The 4,464-nt window shown below is 64.4% G+C and carries 2 protein-coding genes; both read left to right on the top strand.

Features of this window, described 5'->3' with window-relative positions:
• Positions 1-3,091, top strand: a 3,091-nt coding sequence (locus ABIV12_RS03755; RefSeq protein ID WP_348056377.1) for an efflux RND transporter permease subunit, incomplete at its 5' end; no start/stop codon positions are given.
• Between the two features lie 180 nt (positions 3,092-3,271).
• The coding region (gene egtB / locus ABIV12_RS03750) for an ergothioneine biosynthesis protein EgtB (protein WP_348056375.1) at positions 3,272-4,464 on the top strand (1,193 nt) is incomplete at its 3' end.

Raw genomic sequence — 4,464 nt, 5'->3', positions numbered from 1 at the left:
GACGTCACTGCTGGCGGTCGGCATTCTCGTCGGCGGCGCGATCTGTTATTTCCTGCTCGGCGTCGCGGCGTTGCCGAACCTCGAGTTTCCGGCGATTTTCGTGAGCGCGAGCCAGCCAGGCGGAAGTGCCGACGTGATGGCATCGACGGTTGCTGCACCGCTCGAGCGTCATCTCGGCCAGATTCCCGGGATCGACACGATGAACTCGACGAGCAGCGAGAACAGCACGTCGGTGATCCTGATCTTCGATGGCAGCCGCAAGGTCGATGACGCGGCGCGCGACGTGCAGGCAGCGATCAACGCGGCGGCGCCCGACCTGCCATCGGGGCTGACCAACGCCCCGACGTATCGCAAGTTGAATCCGAACAACCAGCCGGTGCTGATCCTCGCGCTGACCTCCGATACGGAGCCGTTGTCCAAACTCTACGATTACGCCGATTCGCTGCTGGCGCAACGAATCCGCCAGCTGCCCGGAATCAGCGACGTGGAAGTCGCGGGCGGCGCAACGCCGGCGGTCCGGGTCGATCTGAACCTGCGCGCGCTCAATGCCATGGGTCTGTCGCCCGATCAGCTGCGCAACGCGCTCGTTGCCGCGAACGTCACCTCGCCGCAAGGATTCCTCTCGGACGGCAAGACCACGATGGCGGTGTCGGCAAACGACGCGCTGCACACCGCCGCGGAGTTCGCCGATCTGGTGATCTCGGTCAAGAACGGCGTACCCGTGCGATTGAGCGATGTCGCCACAGTGCGCGACGGCCAGCAGGACCAGTACCAGGCCGCATGGTTCGGCACGCGTCGCGCGATCCTGTTGTTCGTGCGCAAGCAGGCCGATTCCAACGTGATCGCGACGGTCGACAGCGTCAAGGCCGACATTCCACTGATGCAGACCTGGCTGCCGGCGGGCGTCACGCTGACGCCGTTCTTCGATCGCACGCCGATCATCCGTGCGTCGATCGACGAGGTGCAGATCAGCTTGCTCCTCAGCCTCGCGATGGTGGTGGCGACGATGGCGCTGTTCCTGCGCCGGCTTGCACCAACACTCATCGCCGCAACGGCGGTGCCGCTGTCCGTCGCCGGCGCATTCGTGGTGATGTACATCCTCGGCTACACGCTCGACAACATGTCGCTGATGGCGCTGGTGGTCGCGATCGGTTTCGTCGTCGACGATGCGATCGTCGTCATCGAGAACGTGATCCGCCATATCGATGCGGGCATGTCGCGGATGGAGGCGACACTGCTGGGTGCGAAGGAGATCGGCTTCACCATCGTGTCGATCACCGCCTCGCTGGTCGCGGTGTTCGTGCCGGTGGTGTTCGCGAGCGGCATCACCGGCAAGTTCTTCAAGGAATTCACCGTCACGCTGATCGCCGCGATCGTGTTCTCTGCGATCGTTTCTCTGACGCTGACGCCGGCGCTGTGCGGCCGTTTCCTGAAGCCGCATGCGGAATCGAAACCGACGCGTTTTGCGGCAGCGCTCGACCGCTTCCATGCCGGCATGCTCGATGGCTATCGGCGCGCCCTCGACCTGGCGCTGCGCTGGCCGCGCCTGACCGCGCTGCAGCCGGTGCTGCTGATCCTCCTCACCGTGTTTTTGATGCGCTTCGTGCAAGGCGGCCTGTTTCCGCAGCAGGACACCGGCATGCTGCAGGGTCGCGTCAGCGCCGGTTCGGATGTGTCGCCGCCGCGGATGATGGAACAGCAACGGAAGATCGCAGCGCTGGTGATGAAGGATCCAGCGGTCGACACCGTCGGCTCGCGCCTCGGTGGCGGCTTCGGCGGCGGCGGCGGTGGCAGCGGCCAGCTTTATATCAGCCTCAAGCCCTTGGCCGAGCGCGATGGCGCGTCGACGTTCGACGTGATGACCCGCCTCAATCGCACCGCGCAGGATCTCGCCGGCGTGCAGTTGCGATTGCGACCGGTGCAGGACCTGCCCAGTGGAGGTGGTGGTGGCGGGTCCGGCAGCGGCGGTCAGTACCAGGTGTCGCTGAAAGGCAACGACATCGCCACCTTGCAGGACTGGGCGCCCAAGCTCGTCGATGCGCTGAAAAAGATCCCGCAGTTGCGCGACGTCGGCAGCGACATCGATGAAGCCGGCCCGCGTGAAACCCTGCAGATCAACCGGGACTCGGCGGCGCGATTGGGCGTGAGCGTGGCGTCGATCGACAGCGCACTGAACGATGCATTCGGCCAGCGCCAGGTATCGACGATCTACTCGGACATCAACCAGTTCAAGGTGGTGGTGAGCGCGCTTCCGAACCAGGCGACCGATCCGGGCTCGCTCGAACGGCTGTACGTCCGGTCGACCTCGGGCGCCATGGTTCCCATCACCGCATTGACGACGATGAAGAGCGGCGTGGCGCCCACCGAGGTGTCGCACGAGAGCCAGTATTCGACCATCAGCCTCAGCTTCAATCTCGCACCCGACGCAACGATGAGCCAGGCGCAGTCGATCATCGAATCGACGATCGCCGGCCTGCGTCTGCCGGGAGACATGCACATGGATTTCGCCGGCGATTTCCGCAACTTCCAGAAGCAGCAAGGCGACACGTCGCTGCTGATCTTCGGCGCGATCATCGTCGTCTACATCGTGTTGGGAATGCTCTACGAGAGCCTCATCCATCCGATCACGATCCTCTCGACGCTGCCCTCGGCCGGCGTCGGCGCTCTGCTCGCGATGGTCGTGACCGGAACCGAGCTCTCGGTGGTGTCGATGATCGCGATCGTGCTGCTGATCGGCATCGTCAAGAAAAACGCGATCATGATGGTGGACTTTGCGCTGGTCGCCGAGCGCGAGCATGGATTGCGTCCGCTCGAGGCGATCCGTGAGGCGTCGCTGGTACGCTTCCGGCCGATCATGATGACGTCGATGGTGGCGATCTGCGCCGCGCTGCCGCTGGCGATCGGCTTCGGCACCGGCGCGGAACTGCGCCAACCGCTCGGCATCGCAATGATCGGTGGCCTGATCGTCTCTCAAAGTCTCACGCTGATCTCCACGCCGGCCATTTACCTGTTGTTTGCGCGTGGCAGCGAACGCCGTCGCCTGCGCCGCGCCGCAAAGCGCGCGCCGTTGCTGCCTGCGGCCGGGACGTAGTCATCCTCAACGACGCCGGTACAGATCGGCGACCGTTCAGCGGAAGTTTTTGCTCCGAGGCTCAAGGTACATGCCTTGCCTGTGGTGCCTTCGGTTGAAGTCGGTTCGATTCGCCCCGACGTCGTTTCGTTCGGAGCAATTCAGGCGCTCGATTCGCGACGTGTGGGAGGTACCCTGACGATGCCCACCAATCGACCGGCCGACGCATGCAAACCCTGTGATCAATCCTTCACGGATCTCGCGGCACGGTATGAGCGCGTTCGCGCACAGTCGATGAGTCTCGTCGAAGGCCTCCAGCCCGAAGACTGCGTTGTGCAGTCGATGCCGGACACCAGCCCCACCAAGTGGCATCTCGCGCACACCAGCTGGTTCTTCGAGGAATTCGTGCTGGGTGCCCGCGCCGGCCACCAGCCGTTGCAGCCCGGGTGGTCTTACCTCTTCAATTCGTATTACCAGTCGGTCGGACCGATGCACGCGCGCGGTGCCCGGGGCTTGCTGACGCGTCCGACGCTCGCGCAGGTGTTCGCCTACCGTGCGGCCGTGGACGAATGTGTCGTGCGCGAAATCGAGCGCGGCATCGATGACGAACGCGCAGCCGTGCTCGCGATCGGCCTTCAGCACGAGCAGCAGCATCAGGAATTGATCCTCACCGACATCCTCCACACCTTCTCGATCAATCCGCTGGAGCCGGTGTTCCGGGCACGCGTGGCCCCCGTCGCGCACGTTGACGAAGTGCCGATGGTGTACATCGACGGCCCTGAAGGCATCGTCGAGATGGGTGCCCGCGACAACGGTTTTGCCTTCGACAACGAACGGCCACGCCATCGGACCTTGCTGCAACCGCATGCGATCGCGAACCGCCCCGTGAACAATGGCGAGTTTCGTGCGTTCGTCGAAGCGGGTGGTTACCGCAATGCGTCGCTGTGGTTGTCGGAGGGCTGGAACACCGTGCAGCGGAATGGCTGGCAGCGGCCATTTTACTGGAGCGAGGATCTCGACAAGCGCTTCACGCTCGGCGGTCGCGTGCGCATCGATCCGCTCGCACCGGTGTGTCACGTGAGTTTCTTCGAAGCCGACGCGTTCGCGCGCTGGGCCGGCAAACGCCTGCCGACCGAAGCGGAATGGGAAACACTTGCTGCCGCTCAACCGGCGCGCGACGGCAACTTTGTCGAAAGCGGCGCGTTCGTTCCGCTGCCGCCGAACAGTGCTGGCAGCAACCCGCGGCAACTGTTCGGCGACGTGTGGGAGTGGACGTCGAGCCCGTACGTCGCCTACCCGGGGTTCAAGCCGCTTGGCGGATCACTCGGCGAGTACAACGGCAAGTTCATGTCCGGTCAGTGGATCCTGCGCGGCGGTTCGTGCGCAACGCCGGC

Origin of the sequence: Dokdonella sp. (assembly GCF_039926425.1) — a bacterium.
Taxonomy (GTDB): domain Bacteria; phylum Pseudomonadota; class Gammaproteobacteria; order Xanthomonadales; family Rhodanobacteraceae; genus Dokdonella_A.
Note: the sequence above shows the minus strand (reverse complement) of the source record. Positions and strands in the feature narration are given on the sequence as shown.